The organism is Halanaerobium sp. DL-01 (assembly GCF_003338615.1).
Lineage (GTDB): Bacteria > Bacillota > Halanaerobiia > Halanaerobiales > Halanaerobiaceae > QPJE01.
In genome coordinates this window covers 1-16,001 of record NZ_QPJN01000037.1, presented here as the reverse complement: position 1 = coordinate 16,001, position 16,001 = coordinate 1, and the positions used below count along the sequence as shown (strand labels likewise).

Sequence of the window (16,001 nt, the reverse complement as noted above, 5' to 3'; positions counted from 1 at the left end):
GGGCCCATTTCGAACACAAAAGTTAAGTCCTCAAGCGCCTATGGTACTGCACTGGTAACGGTGTGGGAGAGTAGGTCACTGCCGGATCCTTTTTTGAAATTTTAATGTGTATTGGGGTGTAGCCAAGCGGTAAGGCAATGGGTTTTGGTCCCATGATGCGCAGGTTCGAATCCTGCCGCCCCAGCCATTAAATACTTAAATTTGGGCCATTAGCTCAGTCGGTAGAGCACCTGACTTTTAATCAGGGCGTCGGAGGTTCGATTCCTCCATGGCTCACCATTTTGTCGCGGGGTAGAGCAGTCCGGTAGCTCGTCAGGCTCATAACCTGGAGGTCGTCGGTTCGAATCCGGCCCCCGCAACCATTTTAAATATTTTTGAAAGCTGAATATATTTTGGTAAAAATATGGCATAAGTAAGGTACTAAATTTGCGGGAGTAGCTCAGTTGGCTAGAGCATCAGCCTTCCAAGCTGAGGGTCGCGAGTTCGAGTCTCGTTTCCCGCTCCATTACAAATACATGGGTCTATAGCTCAGCTGGCTAGAGCATGCGGTTCATACCCGCAGTGTCAGAGGTTCGAATCCTCTTAGACCCACCAATTTTTATTTACGGAGAGGTACCCAAGTGGCTGAAGGGGCGGGTTTGCTAAACCTGTAGCAGGGTTTTATGCTCTGGCGAGGGTTCGAATCCCTCCCTCTCCGCCATCTTACTTAGTGCCCTCATCGTCTAGGGGTCTAGGACACCAGGTTTTCATCCTGGCGGCAGGGGTTCGAATCCCCTTGAGGGTGCCAATATGGGCGAATAGCTCAGCTGGGAGAGCACCTGCCTTACAAGCAGGGGGTCACAGGTTCGAGCCCTGTTTCGCCCACCATTTTGGAGGTGTAGCGTAGCGGTTTAACGCGCCGGCCTGTCAAGCCGGAGATCGCGGGTTCAAATCCCGTCTCCTCCGCCATTTTTTGCCGATGTAGCTCAGCTGGTAGCAGCGCTTCCATGGTAAGGAAGAGGTCACCGGTTCAAATCCGGTCATCGGCTCCATTTGCAGTTTTGCAATGGGGATATAGCTCAGCTGGGAGAGCGCTACACTGGCAGTGTAGAGGCCAGGGGTTCGAGTCCCCTTATCTCCACCAAAATTAAGGCTTTTTAAGGTATTAAATTAAAATTTAATATTTAAGGAAAGAATTGAATTTGTTTTCTTATTTCCTACATTTTAAATGGAGGGGTGCCCGAGTGGTTAAAGGGAGCAGACTGTAAATCTGCCGGCGATGCCTACAAAGGTTCAAATCCTTTCCCCTCCACCATTATGCGGGAATAGCTCAGTGGTAGAGCATCACGTTGCCAACGTGAGGGTCGCGAGTTCAAATCTCGTTTCCCGCTCCATTGTCATTTATGCGCACTCTAAAGGGAGTGCTTTTTTTAATTATTAGATATTTTTTAGCAGATATGATATATTTATTATGACTTTAGGATAATGTTAAATAAAATATGGTAACTATCATAATATACATAACATAGAATGTAAGTAAAAATCGTAATGGTTCACCATTAAATATGAAATTGAGGTGAAATAATGACTCAAAAGAACAAACTAATTTCAATCTATTCTTTAACGATTTTATTGATATTTTTAATTGGTATTATTTCGCTGATGATAGGTTCTACCTTTATTCCGTTTTCAGATATTATTTTATTTTTAAAGGAAGATGCAGATTTATCAGCAACTACAGGATTAATATTGCAAGACATTAGGCTGCCCAGAATTATTTTATCACTCCTTGTTGGATCTGGTCTGGCAGTTGCAGGTGCGGTTTTTCAGGGAGTGATTAGAAATCCTATGGTAGACCCTTATATAATTGGTATTTCTGCTGGGGCAGGAACAGGTGTTACTCTAGCTTTTTTACTGGGCCTTAAATTTTCTATAGCAGGAATAAATTCTGTACCAATATTTGCTTTTTTAGGGTCTGTTGCTACTGTATTTGCTGTTTATCAATTAGCTAGAGTTGATAACAAACTTCCGGTAATGACTTTTTTGTTGGCTGGTGTTGCTCTAAGTTTTATTTTAAATTCAGTTATGTCTTTTTTAATGGTTATAAGAACTGAGAATCTTCACAAAATAATTTACTGGCTGATGGGAAGTCTAGCAGCTGCTTCCTGGTCTGATATATATATGATTTTACCTTATTTTATTATTGCTTTAATAATAATAATTTTTTATTTAAAAGAATTAAATATAATTTTACTTGGAGAAGAAAATGCCGTACATTTGGGTGTGAATGCGGAAAAAGTAAAACTAATTATGCTTGGTGCTGCCTCTCTGCTTACAGCTTCTGTGGTTTCTGTCAGTGGAAGTATAGGATTTATTGGACTGGTTATTCCACATATAGCAAGAATGCTTGTTGGCCCTGACCACAGAAAATTGATGCCACTTGCTGCTTTTCTGGGCGGCGGGTTTCTGCTGATTAGTGATAATATTGCTAGATCAATTATGCCGCCTTTAGAACTGCCGGTAGGAATAATTACTGCAATTGCTGGTGGGCCTTATTTTATATACCTGCTTCGAAAAAAAAGTAAAAATATTTGGTGATGAATATGATAGATATAAAAAAACTTGAATTTAAATACGGCAATATAGATATTTTAAAGAAAATTGATCTTTTTTTAGAGGAAGAATCATTTGTAGGTATAATTGGTCCTAATGGTTCTGGAAAATCTACACTGTTAAAAAATATAAGCAATGTACTGCACCCAGATAAGGGCAGTGTTTTAATAGATAATATTCTTTTATCCAAATATCGAGCAAAAGATCTTGCTAAAAAAATTGCTGTTGTTCCACAGAACACTAATATAGGTTTTAATTTTAATGTTTATGATATAATTATGATGGGTAGAAATCCCTATCAAGATCGCTGGGGAAGAGTTACTAATAAAGATGAAGAAATGGTTAAAAGAGCTATGGCTCTTACTGATACTTATAGTCTTTCAGAAAAGAATATTAATGAATTAAGTGGTGGAGAAAGACAGAGAGTAATTATTGCCAGGGCTCTTGCACAAGATCCAGAAATACTTCTCCTTGATGAACCAACTTCTAATCTTGATATCAATTATCAGGGAGAAATATATGATATTTTATCCTATTTAAATAAGGAATTATCTATTACAATAATAGCTGTCTCTCATGATTTAAACTTAACAGCTCAGTACTGCGAAAAATTAGTTTTATTGGATGAAGGTCAAATTCATTCAGTTGGAACAGCTGAAGAAGTTTTAACCGAAGAAAATATAGCTGAAGTCTATTCAACCAGAGTTATTATAAAAAACAATCCTCTTTCTAATAAACCTTATGTTACGCTTATTCCACATACATATAAAAAAAGAGATGAAAAAAACAACAGAGATTTTAAGATTCATATTATAGCTGGTGGTGGAACAGGGGAAAGATATATGGAATTATTGTGGCAGAAGCAGTATAAACTATCGGCAGGTGTTTTAAATCAGGGTGATGCAGATTGGCAGACAGCACGAAGATTAGATATTGAGATTGTTGAAGCCCCTCCATTTGTTGATTTCCGCAGTAAAGATATTGAAGCAAATCGGAACTGTTTAAAAAATGCAGATCTTATTGTAGTGACTGATGTTCCTTTTGGACGTGGTAATTTGGCCAATTTAAAGCTAGTTTCGGAATTTGTTGAGACACCGAAAGTTCTTTTTAACACAGCTCCGATTCAGGAGAGAGATTACACAAATGGAAAAGCAACAGATTTATGGAACAAAATATTGCTGCATAAAAATACTTTAATTTTACAAAGAAAAGATAATTTTTTGTCTGTTATAAAAAAAGTAGAAAAATGAGGTGGAGTTATTAAATGATAAAAGCTGCCAAATTAGATAAAGAATATTTTGTTGTTATAATTCCGGGAGACGAGTTAATTGAAACAGCCTCTAAAGTGCAGAAAATAGTTGCTGAACATTATAATCTTTATCCAGATCAGCTTTACCCTCAGCTTCATATAACAATTGACAGAATAGACAAGCTAAAAAAGGATTTAGCAGTTAAAATATTGAAGGAGATAGTAAAAGAACACAAAAAAATAAATATTGAGATCGACAGATTTAGCTGTATTAAATTTTCTGATGAATATCAGCTTGTACTAGAAGTTAATGAAACAGAAAGTTTAACTAATTTTGCTGATGAAGTGCACAAAAAGCTGGCAGATGCAGGTGTATCTACAATAGATAATTATGATGAATGGGTTTTTCACATTACTATTATAAGCAATATATTTGCAAAAAATCCCATTCCTGTAGATGAACTTACAGAAATTTGTCTATTTATGGAAGGTATGTCCAGACCACTGTCAGCAGAAGCAGAGAAAATTGAGATTTGGCGCCCTACATTAGATCCAGTTAATAAGATTATAGAAAGTTTTAATTTATAAAATTATTGAGGTGGTGTAATTGAAAAATAATATTAAAGGGTTTATATTTGATCTTGATGGTGTAATTACTGATACATCAGAGTATCATTTTCAGAGTTGGAAACAGCTGTCTGAAGAAGAGGGTTTTGAGTTCAATAGAGAAATAAATGAAAAATTAAGAGGGGTTTCTAGGATGAGATCTCTTGAGATTATTCTTGATGGTAAAAAATTAAGTGAAGCTAAAAAAAAGGAACTTACTGACAGGAAAAACAAGTATTATCAGCAGCTTCTAGAAAATCTTAATAAAGATAATATTATTGGTAATATGGAAAATATTCTTAAGAGATTAAAAGAGAGAGGTTTTAAAATAGCAGTTGCTTCTTCCAGTAAAAATGCCAAAAAGGTCTTAAAACGTCTAAAAATCATTGATATTTTTGACACTATTTCTGATGGTGATAGTGTTGAGAATGCAAAGCCTGCACCAGATTTATTTCTGCACACTGCTGAAAAATTAGCTTTAGAACCTGAAGAATGTGTTGTTGTAGAAGATGCAGAATCAGGTATTAAAGCAGCTTTAAAAGCAAATATGCTGGCAGTTGGTATTGGACCAGAAGAAAGGCTGAATGGAGCAGATATTATTTATACTGAAATTTCAGAACTAAATATTGACGAAATATTGAATTTTACTGATTACAACTGATCACACATAAATGCTTGCGAATATATGGCTTTTGTTTAAAACTGCGAAAATTTTCAAAAGGTAAAATAGATAGAATAACAATAATTTGTAATTTGGAAGTGGTATAATGCCCCGTAAAACCAAAGATTTTATTTTGTCACCTTTATTTATCACAATAATAGCAGTTATTTTATTTATGGCAGGTGTTCAGTATTATCAGAACATAAAAAAAATGGAAAGGCTTCAAAACAAGATAGAGAGACTGGAAAATAATATTAATGAAGCTAAAGAAGAAAACAAAAAACTTGCTGAAGAGCTGCAAAATGTTGATAGTGATGAATATATTGAAAAAATCGCCAGAGAAAAACTTGGACTTGTAAAACCTGGTGAAGTACTTGTGATGCCTGTAGAAAATGAAGATGATGAGAATAAAGATAATAAAGAAAGTAAAGAAGATAAGAATTAAAAAGGAAATAGGAAAAGATTAATATAATAGGAAGTAGGAGTTTCCCCAAAATTTATTTTCAAGCTGCAAAAAGGGGGCTTTAGTCATCAACGAAATTTTTAGATTTAGCTAAAACTCAATTCGGGTGTGAAATAGGGCACACTAATCAATGAGTCCTCCTGACTCATGATTAGCTCACTCCATCCTGCAGTTCAACCCTATTTCTTCCTTCATTTCGTTAAGATTCATTGACTAAAAATTTCAATATTCCTGCATCTCCCCTTTTTGCAGCAGTATATAAAAAATGGGGAAAGTCCAGAATAGGAAGTGTTTGAGTTAAAAATGGGAGATTATTTTAGTTATAATATATATAAGTTAGCTTCAGAAAAAACAGGATTAAAAGAAAAAAATATCAAAAATACAGTGGAATTATTGGATGATGGTAACACTGTACCTTTTATTGCAAGGTACCGCAAAGAGGTGACAGGAAGTCTTGATGAAAAAGAGATTCGGGATATAGAAGAAGTAGTTGACTATCTGCGCAAACTTTGGGGTAGAAAAGAAGAAATTGCAGAAATAGTGGATGAGCAGGAAAAATTGAATGAAAAGTTGCTTGGCAAATTGTTCTCAGCAGAAACCTTACAGGAAGTTGAAGATATTTACCGTCCGTATATAGTGAAAAAGAAAACAAAAGCAGCCAGGGCCATTGAAAAAGGATTAAAACCCCTTGCTGAAATTTTTATCTCACAGGACACTTCTGCCGGCAGACCAAAAGAAATTGCAAAAAATTATCTGAACTCCAAAAAAGATCTTCATAAAGTCGAAGATGTACTGAATGGGGCCGAAGATATAGTGGCATCGTTTATTTCAAATGATGCTGATTTAAGGAAAAAAATCAGAAAACATTTTTTCAGCAGTGCTTTAATTAGATCTAAACTAAAAAAATCTAAAAATGATACTGATGATAAATATCAGGATTATTATGAATTTAGTGAATCTATAAATAGAATTCCTCCCCACAGAATTCTGGCTGTCAACAGGGGAGAAAATGAAGATGTTCTAAAAGTGAAAATTGAAGTAAATGATAAAAAATCAGCAAGGATTATTGACAGACATTTTGATATAAAGGAAAGCTATTATAGAACCCATATTGACAATGCAAAAGATTATGCCTATAAAAGGCTTATAGCACCTTCACTGGAAAGGGAAGTAAGGAATTACTTAAATGAAAAGGCTGAGCAGCGTGCTATAGATAATTTCTCTATCAATTTAAAATCGCTTTTAATGCAGCCCCCTTTACCGCAAAAAGTTGTTCTAGGAATTGACCCTGCATTCAGAACTGGCTGTAAAACAGTGGTGGTGTCAGAGAATGGAAGAGTACTAAATACCGGTACAATATACCCACATCCACCCCAGAATGACACAAAATCAGCAGCAGAATATATAAAAAATCAGATAAAAACTTATAATGTTGATCTAGTTGTTATAGGAAATGGAACTGCCAGTAGAGAAACAGAACTATTTATTGCTAACCTTATAAATGACGGGTTGGAGGTTGAATATACAATAGTTAATGAAGCAGGTGCTTCAGTTTATTCTGCATCAGAGATTGCCAGAAAAGAATTTCCGGATCTGGATGTTTCGATTCGTGGAGCAATTTCAATTGCCAGAAGGGTTCAGGATCCACTGGCTGAACTTGTAAAAATTGATCCACGATCACTGGGAGTCGGTATGTATCAGCATGATATTTCTGATAATAAATTATCTAAAGCATTAAATGAAGTTGTTGTAGATGCTGTTAATCATGTTGGAGTGGAAATAAATACTGCTTCTGCAGCACTGCTCAGCTATGTGTCAGGTATTAGCACCAATAATGCGGAAAAAATAGTAGAACACCGCACTAAGAATGGTATTTTTAAAAAAAGGAAAGATCTGTTATCTGTATATGGATTTGGGCCTAAAACATTTGAACAGTCAGCTGGATTTATAAGGATAGAATCTGAAAAAGATCCTTTTGCTGTAACTCCAATCCATCCGGAATCTTATGCTGCAGCTGAAAAAATATTAAATAAATTAGATTTTAGTAAACAAGATCTGCTTGATAAAAAAAGAATTCGAATTCTGAGGGAAAAATTAAATGAACTTGATATTACAGATATTGCAGCAAAAATTGATATTGGAATACCGACTGCTAAAGATATTGTGAAATCTCTTCAACAGCCTGGCAGAGATCCGCGAAATGATATGCCTGGCCCTGTATTTAGAAAAGATGTTTTAAAACTGGAAGATATAAAAGAAGGTATGATTTTTACTGGAAAAGTTAGAAATATAGTTGATTTTGGAGCATTTATAGATATTGGTCTAAAAAATGATGGACTTTTACATATTTCAGAAATGAGTGAGATGTATGTAAATGATCCTTTTGAAATTGTTTATATAGGCCAAACTATTAAAGTTCAGGTTCTTTCAGTTGATCGGCACAGATCGCGAATTTCGCTTAGCTTAAAATTTTAAATTTTTTATAACGAAATCCCTTTTTGTTGTTTTAAAATAATTTGAGAGAAATTCCTTGACTAAATTTATTTGACATCAATGTATCCTGTAAGTTATAATAAGTACAATATTAATTTTTAGGGAGGAATTTGTTTAGCATGTCCATTGAAGTTGGTAGTATCGTAGTTGGTACAGTTACAGGTATAACAAATTTTGGCGCTTTCGTCGAATTGGAAGATGGGGAAACTGGTCTTATTCATATTTCAGAGGTTGCTAATAGCTATGTTAAGGATATTAACAATTTCTTAAAAGTTGATGAAGAAGTAAAAGTAAAAGTAATTAACATTGATGATGATGGAAAGATTGGGCTGTCAATCAAACAGCTTGACGATCCAGATGACAGAATTGATCATGCACCAGAGATGTCTTTTGAGGAGAAGATGGACCGTTTTCTAAAGCAGAGCAGTGAACGGCAGCAGGATCTCAAAAACAGGGAGGCGAAAAAAGGCGGTAATTCAAAATAGATTTTAATTTCAATTATGATAACACATATATAAAACATCCTTTAAATTATTAAAGGATGTTTTCTTATTTTAAAAAAGGAGCAGATTTATGTTAACAAATGAACAGGAGAGAGAATTAATAGAGTGGCAGCTGGGAAGAGGGATTGTAAATTTAGATTATGTTGGGGAATACTGTCCCTGGGATTATCCAGCTGTGCTGGTAGTCAAACCTTTTGTTGAAAACAATAACACTGTATCTCCAACAATTTTTTGGCTCAGCTGTCCATATCTGGTTTATAAAGTAGATAGATTGGAAAATGAAGGTTTAATAGAAGAGTTGACATTTAAATTAAAACACAATTTAGAGTTTGAAGATAAAATGTTATCTGCCCACAGAAAATATGCAGAAATGAGAAGGGATAAACTTTCTGATAATGACTTAAAAGCTGCTGAGAAAATATCAGAAGATTTAATGAATACACTTAAAAAATCAGGCATAGGTGGAATAAAAGATAAAAGTGGGATAAAATGTCTTCATACACATCTAGCAGATTATTTAATGGGTAATGATAATCCGGCTGCTGAACTGGTGTGGACAAAAATAACCTGGCCGAAAAATTGTTCTATCTGTAGAGAAAGGATTGATGATATTGAGAGCGGCAGCCATTGATATTGGAACAAATTCTACCCGACTGCTAGTAGCAGAAAAAAAGGATGATGAAATTAATATCTTAAATAGATCACTTGAAATAACTAGACTTGGAGAAGGTGTTGATAAAAGTGCACTGTTAAATGAAAACGCGGTTGCAAGAGTGCTAAAAGCTTTAAAAAATTTTAGAGAAATATTATTGAAATATAATGTGGAAAATATTAAAATAGTTGGTACGAGTGCATTAAGAGATGTAAAAAATGCTGAAATGCTTTCTGACAAAATGAAAGAACAGCTTGGTATGGAGCTCGAAATTATTAGTGGTGAAAAAGAAGCAGAACTTAATTATAAAGGGACTGCTGCAGCTATTGAAAATAAATTTTTATTGATTGATATCGGTGGTGGAAGTACAGAATTTATTTGGCCTAAAAAAGATGGAAAATTAAAAGATTCTCTTATTTTTAAAAGTTTAGATATCGGCTGTGTTAGAATGACAGAAAGATTTATTGATAATCCAGCTGTAATTCTTCCCGATAGGGAAGCTGAATCAATTGCTGAATACACATCTAAGCTCTTAATAGAAAATGAAATTAATATTACATCTGATTTTTTTATTAAAGGAGTTGGAGGTACTATAACAACACTTGCAGCGATAAAATTAGGTCTGGAAAAATATGATTCTTCACAAATTGAAAATTTATCCCTAACAGCTGATGATCTTTTTTCAATATATTCAAAATTAAAAAATACTCCACTTATTAAAAGAGAAAAAATAAAGGGACTTCAGCCAAAAAGAGCAGATATTATAACTGCTGGAGTTATAATATTAATTACTATATTAAAACATCTGGATGCCGATAAAATAATTGTGAGTGACAGAGATATTTTATGTGGTTTAATATTTGAACAATTAAAGTAAAGTTTAATGCAGGAATAAAAGCTTTAATTATAGAATAGAATATTGAAGCTTATGTAGGGGGATTTTAATTTGAATATCAAAGAAAAATTTATTTTTTTTGTAAAAAAATATAATTTAGTTTCATCCGGGCAGAAAATTTTACTTGGAGTTTCCGGTGGCCCGGATTCTCTTGCAATGCTCCATCTTTTTTGCGAGTTAAAAGAAGATTGGGATATAGAAATTGCTGTTGCTCACATCAACCACAGTCTGAGGAAAGAATCAGATAAGGAAGCTCTTTTTGTCGAAGAAAAAGCTAAAAAATATGGCATTCCTTTTTACATTAAAAAATTAAAAAAAGGTAATCTGCAGAAAAACAGCAATTCTGTAGAAGCGGCTGCACGAAAATGCAGGCTGGAATTTTTTAATGAAATCATTGAAAATAATGATTATCATATACTTTCTCTTGCACATCAAAAAAATGATCAGGTCGAAACAGTACTTTTTAATTTTTTTAGAGGTACAGGATTAAGAGGATTATCCGGAATATCTCCTCAGAGCAGAATAAATGGAATTAATATTATACATCCATTATTAGAAATAAGTCGTAAAGAAATATTGCTTTACTGCCAAAAGCAAAATTTAAATCCTAAATTTGATAAGAGTAATGAAAAAAATATTTATACCCGGAATGTAATAAGGAATCAAATTATTCCTATAATCAAAGAAAAAATAAATCCTTCTGTTGATGATGTAATCTGCAGGAATTCTGCTTTAATAAAAAAAGAAGATCAGTTTTTGAATCAAATATCAGATGAGATGTATATTAAGTCAATAAAAAAGAAAAATAAAAAAGAGATTGTTTTGGATTTAGATGAACTTCTTTTAAATGATCAGGTTATAGTTTGGAGAATCATCCGCAAGGCCTATAAAGTTTTAAACAATAATCTTGATGATTTATATTATGATCATGTTATGGAGGTATATTCTTTAATTAAAGAGAAGAAAACAGGAAAAAGTTTGGATCTTCCGTTTGATATTAAAGTTATGATCAGTTACAATAAAGTTATCTTTAGGAAAAATTTAGACAGCATAAATCCTGAAGATAATAAGTTTAAATTTAAATTTAAACTACTAGGTGAAGTTAGATTGAATGAATTACAAAGCATAAAAGCTGAATTTGTAGATAAGGAAGAAGTTGAATTTAGCCGGGATAAAAAAATATGTTTTTGTGATTTTGAAAAAATTAAATCTCCTTTATATGTTAGAAGTAGAAAAGACGGGGATAAATTTGTTCCACTTGGTATGGAAGGTAGTAAAAAAATTAAAGATTTTTTTATTGACGAAAAAGTTGATAAAAGAAATAGAGATCAAATTCCAATTGTAGCTGATAGTGAGGATAATATTGTTTGGGTTGCCGGCTTTAGAGTTTCAGAAAAAGTTAGGATAGATAAAAATACTACTAAAGTTTTGAAGCTGAAGTTAATAAATGAGGGGGATAAAAATGCAGAATAATAGTATCTTTTATGATGATATAAGTGAAATAATAATAAGTGAAAAACAGATAAAGCAGCGAATAGAAGAATTAGGAAAAGAAATAACTGAATCATATAATGAAAACGATGATATAGTAATGCTCTGTATTTTAAGAGGAGCAGTTATTTTTATGGCTGATCTGGCAAGAGAAATTAATTTATCTGTTACTTTTGATTTTATGGATGTATCCAGTTATGGGGCAGGTACACAAAGTTCTGGAGTTGTAAGAATTATAAAAGACATGGAAGAAAATATTGAAGGACGTCATCTTTTGATAGTTGAAGATATTATTGATACAGGTCTTACTTTAAAACATGTTGTTGATATGCTGAAGACAAGAAACCCTGCAAGTATAAAAGTTGTAACACTATTAGATAAACCGAAAAGAAGAGAACAGAAACAAATTGAGGCTGATTATAATGGTTTTGAAATTCCGGATAAATTTGTAGTTGGTTATGGGCTTGACTTTGCTGAAAAATACAGAAATCTTCCATATATAGGTGTTTTAAAAGAAAAAATGTATAAGTAAACTTAGCGGCATGGTCTAATAAATTATTTACAAAGTTCAAATATTGTGGTATAATATTTTACTGTATATGATCTAAGTCGTAGGGGGAGGTTATTGAATCTTGAATAAATTTGTTAAGAATATTGGATTTTATCTACTTTTAATTGCCATATCAATTTTAGTAGCTCAATTCTTTATGCAGCAGGATCCAGGTACCATAGAGAATTTTACTTATACTAATCTTATTGATGAAGTTTCTTCTGGTAATATAAATGAAGTAACGATAGTTGGTAATGAAGAAGTTAAAGGTAAAATAGACAATAGAGAGTTTAGTGTTCCAATACCGCCGGAAGCTATTCCAAGTTTAATGCAGGAACTGCGGGCCGGGAATGTTAATATAAAAACAGAGCCGCAGCCTTCAGCTCCATGGTGGGTTAATATTTTGAGTTATATTCTGCCAATAATTATTTTAATTGTTGCCTGGGTATTTATAATGCAGAGAATGCAGGGTGGCGGCAATAAGATGATGTCATTTGGTAAGAGTAAAGCCAGACTGGATGAAAGCAAAAAGAAACTATCTTTTGATGATGTTGCTAATTATGAGGAAGTCAAAGAAGAATTAAAAGAAGTTGTTGAATTTTTGAAAAATCCAAAGAAATTTTCTGATCTTGGTGCTACTGTGCCGAAAGGTGTTCTGCTTGTAGGTCCTCCCGGAACAGGTAAAACTTTAATGGCTAAAGCTGTTGCTGGTGAAGCTGGAGTACCATTCTTTTTTATTAGTGGCTCAGATTTTGTTGAAATGTTTGTTGGTGTTGGTGCTTCACGAGTGAGAGATCTTTTCGAAAAAGGCAAAAAAAATTCTCCCTGTATCATCTTTGTTGATGAGCTTGATGCAGTTGGTCGTCAGCGGGGTGCTGGACTTGGTGGAGGCCATGATGAAAGAGAGCAGACATTAAATCAGCTTTTAGTTGAAATGGATGGTTTTGAACCTAATGAAGGTATAATCCTTATGGCTGCGACAAATAGGCCGGATGTTCTTGATCCAGCTTTATTAAGACCTGGCAGATTTGACCGTCAGGTCATTGTAGATAAACCCGATAGATTGGGCAGGCAGAAAATACTTGAAATTCATGTTAAAAATAAACCACTTGATGATGATATTGATTTAGAAATTCTTGCTAAAAGAACCCCTGGGTTTACAGGAGCAGATATGGAAAACCTTGCTAATGAAGCTGCGATACTTGCTGCAAGAAGATCTAAAAAAATTATTTCCATGAAAGAATTTGACGATGCCATAGATAGAGTTATTGCTGGCCCAGCTAAAAAGAGCAGGATTGTATCCGATAAAGAGAAAAATCTTGTTGCCTATCATGAAACAGGGCATGCGCTGCTTGGTGAATTATTAGAACATGCTGATAGGACACACAAAGTATCTATAATTCCTAGAGGTAGGGCAGGAGGGTTTACAATACCTCTGCCGGAAGATGATCAGAACTTTATGACAAAAGGAGCTCTTTTAGATAGAGTAACAAGCCTTCTTGGAGGAAGGGCTGCTGAAGCTATCTTTCTCGAAGATATAAGTACTGGAGCCCAAAATGATCTGGAGCGTGCCACACAAATAATTAGAGCTATGGTTACTGAATATGGTATGAGCGAAAATCTTGGTCCACTAACACTGGGACAAAAACATGATCAACAGGTGTTTTTGGGTAGAGATATATCCCGACAGCGAAACTATAGTGAAGAAGTAGCTGCAAGAATAGATAAAGAAATTAGTAAAATGGTTGAAGAATGCTACAGTAAAGCTGAACGTATTTTAGAAGAAAATAGTGAAAAAGTAAAAAGAATTGTTGAAGCACTGAAAAAATTTGAAACACTTAACTCCAGTCAAATCAAAAAGTTGATAAAAGGTGAAGAGATTACTGGAGATCTCGAAAAAGATGAACAGGAAAATGATGACAGTGATAGTACAATTAAAATATTTAAACCAGAACCACAAAATGGTTAAAATCTTAATATCAAATTGAAAGAGATTAAAAAGTCAGTCCTATTTGGGCTGGCTTTTTTGTTGCCTATTTACTGCATTTATTGTTTTGAAAAGTTATAATAGAAACGATATTGAAGATGTAGAAATCAAAAGGAGTTCCTCTTTAAATTCTTTTTAGAGCTACAAAAAAAGAGATTTCATCATAAATGAAATTTTAAGCACCAGAGAAAAAGGAGGCAGTGATGTTTAAATTACAAAATATAGAATTTAAAAATATTTTACAGATTGACAGTATTGAATTAAAAGAACATGTTACCACTGCAATACTGGGAAGTAGTGGAGGTGGAAAAACTACTTTTTTAAAACTTTTAAATAATATGATTTCAGCAGATAAAGGGACAATTTATTATAAAGATAAGGATATAAATAATTATGATCCTGTTGAACTGAGGCGTAAAGTGGTTATGCTGCCTCAAGATCCAGAAATTTTTAAAGGAACTATTAGAGATAATTTTATTATTACAGAAAAAATTGCTGATAAGAAACATGCAGGAGATGATATTTATAAAAATATATTAAAACAGGTATCTCTGCCTAAATTTCTTGAAGATAAAGCTGAAGATCTTTCCGGTGGAGAAAAGCAGAGATTGGCTTTGGCAAGAGTAATGCTTTTAGAACCAGAAGTTTTACTGCTGGATGAACCATCTTCTTCACTTGATCAGGAAACAGAAGAAAAAATAATTAGTATGGTTGTTAATTATGCTGTCAAAAACAGCAGAACACTTATTATGGTAACACATAGTCCGGCTATTGCAGAAAAATATGCGGATAGAATTATAAATATTGAATCAGGAAGAATAATAAAGTAAATTAATTTGGTTCTTTAACGAAAGGATGTAATTTTATGGAAAACGGTATGGTAAATATCCAGCTGATATCACTCGTGTTTGCCTATATATTTGTGTTCATTTTGCTTTTAATAGTTAAAAAGAAGAAAATAGGCATGAACAAGAAATTATATTAGCTTCTGTAAGAATGACAATACAATTGGTAGCAGTCGGTTATTTGTTAAAATATGTTTTTGCCAATCAGAGTCCTTTTTACAGCATACTTATACTGCTGGTAATGGAAATATTCGCTATTTATAATATTTATGGAAGAATTGATGCAGAGATATCTTTAGATTTTAAAAAGACTATAGCTGTTTCAATGTTTGCAGGTACTTCAATTAGTATTTTGTTTTTTGTCCTCATAGTTATAGGGCTTGAGCCGTGGTTTAGGTCTGATTATTTTATTCCGCTTTCTGGAATGCTGATCGGCAATTCTATGACCGGTATTTCTTTAGGAGTAAATCATCTTATAGGAGGCTTTAGAGATAATAAACGGCTGATAGAAAATTATTTAATGCTTGGAGCAGAACCTATGTATGCAGTTGAAAAGATCAGCAACAGAGCTTTTTATAATGCTGTTCTTCCAACAATTAATTCGATGATGGGAATGGGAATAGTGTTTCTCCCAGGCATGATGACAGGTCAAATACTTGCAGGTGCATCCCCAGTAACTGCAATAAAATATCAAATTGCTATTATGATGGGAATTTTAGGCAGTGTTACTTTGACAGTGTTTTTTATGGTTAATCGAGGTTCTAAAACTTTTTTCAATAAAAGAAAGCAGCTTAAAATTAAATAATAATTTTAAATTATCAGTAAAAACAAAATATTTAATAAAAAAGGAGGAAATTATTAAATTATATTGAATATTAATATTAAGAATTAAATTTAATTTTATAAGGAGGAGATAGTGTGAAAAGTGATATAGCCATAGCACAGGCAGCAGAAATGAAGCCAATAACAGAAATAGCAGAAGAATTGGGATTAGAGGAAGATGATCTAGAACTA

General features: G+C 33.5%; 13 protein-coding genes, 13 tRNA genes and 1 pseudogene. All 27 read left to right on the top strand.

The window, feature by feature from the left end; translation table 11 throughout:
• Window positions 1-112: 112 nt before the first annotated feature.
• The 27 genes and pseudogenes from DER71_RS10555 to fetB all read left to right on the top strand — a co-directional run bounded on the left by DER71_RS10555 (window position 113) and on the right by fetB (window position 15,792).
• Window positions 113-187, top strand: a tRNA-Gln gene (locus DER71_RS10555).
• Between the two features lie 16 nt (window positions 188-203).
• Window positions 204-279: transfer RNA gene (locus DER71_RS10550), tRNA-Lys, on the top strand.
• A gap of 6 nt (window positions 280-285) precedes the next feature.
• Window positions 286-362, top strand: a tRNA-Met gene (locus DER71_RS10545).
• A gap of 66 nt (window positions 363-428) precedes the next feature.
• Window positions 429-505 (top strand) — tRNA-Gly (locus DER71_RS10540).
• 12 nt (window positions 506-517) lie between these two features.
• Window positions 518-594: transfer RNA gene (locus tag DER71_RS10535), tRNA-Met, on the top strand.
• Between the two features lie 12 nt (window positions 595-606).
• Window positions 607-700, top strand: a tRNA-Ser gene (locus DER71_RS10530).
• A gap of 11 nt (window positions 701-711) precedes the next feature.
• A tRNA-Glu gene (locus DER71_RS10525) sits at window positions 712-787 on the top strand.
• 4 nt (window positions 788-791) lie between these two features.
• Window positions 792-867: transfer RNA gene (locus DER71_RS10520), tRNA-Val, on the top strand.
• A gap of 4 nt (window positions 868-871) precedes the next feature.
• Window positions 872-948: transfer RNA gene (locus DER71_RS10515), tRNA-Asp, on the top strand.
• A gap of 6 nt (window positions 949-954) precedes the next feature.
• Window positions 955-1,031: transfer RNA gene (locus tag DER71_RS10510), tRNA-Thr, on the top strand.
• Window positions 1,032-1,047: 16 nt separating this feature from the next.
• Window positions 1,048-1,123: transfer RNA gene (locus tag DER71_RS10505), tRNA-Ala, on the top strand.
• Between the two features lie 86 nt (window positions 1,124-1,209).
• A tRNA-Tyr gene (locus DER71_RS10500) sits at window positions 1,210-1,294 on the top strand.
• 4 nt (window positions 1,295-1,298) lie between these two features.
• Window positions 1,299-1,373, top strand: a tRNA-Gly gene (locus DER71_RS10495).
• Between the two features lie 190 nt (window positions 1,374-1,563).
• Entirely contained in the window at window positions 1,564-2,577 is a 1,014-nt protein-coding gene (locus tag DER71_RS10490) for an iron ABC transporter permease (protein ID WP_114458893.1), read from the top strand.
• Between the two features lie 5 nt (window positions 2,578-2,582).
• Window positions 2,583-3,842, top strand: coding sequence for an ABC transporter ATP-binding protein (locus DER71_RS10485; protein WP_114458892.1), 1,260 nt, complete (start codon window positions 2,583-2,585; stop codon window positions 3,840-3,842).
• 14 nt (window positions 3,843-3,856) lie between these two features.
• Complete coding sequence (locus DER71_RS10480) at window positions 3,857-4,429, top strand: 2'-5' RNA ligase family protein (protein ID WP_114458891.1); 573 nt, start codon at window positions 3,857-3,859, stop codon at window positions 4,427-4,429.
• 19 nt (window positions 4,430-4,448) lie between these two features.
• Complete coding sequence (gene pgmB / locus DER71_RS10475) at window positions 4,449-5,108, top strand: beta-phosphoglucomutase (protein WP_114458890.1); 660 nt, start codon at window positions 4,449-4,451, stop codon at window positions 5,106-5,108.
• A gap of 106 nt (window positions 5,109-5,214) precedes the next feature.
• Window positions 5,215-5,553, top strand: a complete 339-nt coding sequence (locus DER71_RS10470; RefSeq protein WP_114458889.1) for a septum formation initiator family protein — start codon at window positions 5,215-5,217, stop codon at window positions 5,551-5,553.
• Between the two features lie 321 nt (window positions 5,554-5,874).
• Window positions 5,875-8,046, top strand: a complete 2,172-nt coding sequence (locus DER71_RS10465; protein WP_114458888.1) for a Tex family protein — start codon at window positions 5,875-5,877, stop codon at window positions 8,044-8,046.
• Window positions 8,047-8,183: 137 nt separating this feature from the next.
• Entirely contained in the window at window positions 8,184-8,549 is a 366-nt protein-coding gene (locus DER71_RS10460; protein WP_114458887.1) for a S1 RNA-binding domain-containing protein, read from the top strand.
• A gap of 88 nt (window positions 8,550-8,637) precedes the next feature.
• Window positions 8,638-9,198 (top strand): DUF501 domain-containing protein, encoded by a 561-nt coding sequence (locus tag DER71_RS10455; RefSeq protein ID WP_114458886.1) that lies wholly within the window; start codon window positions 8,638-8,640, stop codon window positions 9,196-9,198.
• The gene (locus DER71_RS10450) at window positions 9,173-10,096 is read left to right on the top strand and encodes a Ppx/GppA phosphatase family protein (protein ID WP_233487058.1); all 924 of its coding nucleotides are present in this window, start codon (window positions 9,173-9,175) and stop codon (window positions 10,094-10,096) included. Before DER71_RS10455 ends, DER71_RS10450 begins: the two co-directional genes overlap by 26 nt.
• Window positions 10,097-10,165: 69 nt before the next feature.
• Window positions 10,166-11,587: a tRNA lysidine(34) synthetase TilS gene (gene tilS, locus DER71_RS10445; protein WP_114458884.1), complete on the top strand. Its 1,422-nt coding sequence runs from the start codon at window positions 10,166-10,168 to the stop codon at window positions 11,585-11,587.
• Window positions 11,577-12,137, top strand: coding sequence for a hypoxanthine phosphoribosyltransferase (gene hpt / locus DER71_RS10440; RefSeq protein ID WP_114458883.1), 561 nt, complete (start codon window positions 11,577-11,579; stop codon window positions 12,135-12,137). The genes tilS and hpt overlap by 11 nt, the downstream gene beginning before the upstream one ends.
• A gap of 100 nt (window positions 12,138-12,237) precedes the next feature.
• A complete protein-coding gene (ftsH, locus tag DER71_RS10435) occupies window positions 12,238-14,124 on the top strand; it encodes an ATP-dependent zinc metalloprotease FtsH (RefSeq protein ID WP_114474620.1) in 1,887 nt (628 codons plus the stop codon).
• A gap of 221 nt (window positions 14,125-14,345) precedes the next feature.
• Complete coding sequence (locus DER71_RS10430) at window positions 14,346-14,972, top strand: ATP-binding cassette domain-containing protein (RefSeq protein WP_114458881.1); 627 nt, start codon at window positions 14,346-14,348, stop codon at window positions 14,970-14,972.
• A 35-nt stretch (window positions 14,973-15,007) separates the two neighbouring features.
• Window positions 15,008-15,792: pseudogene (gene fetB, locus DER71_RS10425) on the top strand (iron export ABC transporter permease subunit FetB).
• Window positions 15,793-16,001: the final 209 nt, after the last annotated feature.